The 912-nt window shown below is 66.9% G+C and carries 1 protein-coding gene; it reads left to right on the top strand.

Annotated elements, in window-relative coordinates; translation table 11 throughout:
• Positions 1–4: 4 nt before the first annotated feature.
• On the top strand, positions 5–912 hold a 908-nt coding region (locus AC1RUS_RS23545), incomplete at its 3' end, for a UDP-glucose dehydrogenase family protein (protein ID WP_492919049.1).

Here is a 912-nt window from a genome sequence, read left to right as displayed (position 1 = left end):
ATCCATGCGCGTAGCGATGATTGGCACGGGTTATGTGGGCCTGGTGTCTGGGGCGTGCTTCGCCGATTTCGGTCACGTGGTGACGTGCATCGACAAGGACCCGAGCAAGATCGAGCGGCTGGAGAAGGGTGAGATCCCGATCTTCGAGCCGGGGCTGGACGACCTGGTGGCGCGCAACGTGCGCGAGGGCCGCTTGTTCTTCACGCTGGAAGGGGCCGAGGCCATCAAGGCCGCCGACGCGGTGTTCATCGCCGTGGGCACGCCGACCCGGCGCGGCGACGGCCATGCGGATCTCTCCTACGTTTACGCCGCCGCCGAGGAGATCGCCGGCCTGATCGACGGCTTCACCGTGGTGGTCACCAAGTCGACCGTGCCGGTCGGCACCGGCGACGAGGTCGAGGCGATCATCAAGCGCGTGCGGCCCGACGCCCAGTTCGCCGTGGTCTCCAACCCCGAGTTCCTGCGCGAAGGCGCGGCGATCGAGGACTTCAAACGCCCCGACCGCGTGGTGGTGGGCACTGACGACGAGCGCGCCCAGGCGGTGATGCGCGATCTCTATCGCCCGCTGAGCCTGAACGAGACGCCGATCGTGTTCACCGGCCGTCGCACCAGCGAACTGATCAAGTATGCGGCCAACGCCTTCCTGGCGATGAAGATCACCTTCATCAACGAGATGGCCGATCTCTGCGAGAAGGTCGGGGCCGACGTCCAGCAGGTGGCCAAGGGCATCGGCCTGGACAAGCGGATCGGCGGCAAGTTCCTCAACGCCGGTCCCGGCTACGGCGGCAGCTGCTTTCCGAAGGACACCATCGCCCTGGTGCGCACCGCCCAGCAGTACGGCGCGCCCGTGCGGCTGATCGAGACCACGGTCGCGGTCAACGACGCGCGCAAGAAGGCGATGGCTGACAAGGT

Source organism: Caulobacter sp. GW821-FHT10F06 (assembly GCF_058809215.1).
This window is presented reverse-complemented; position numbering and strand designations above follow the sequence as displayed.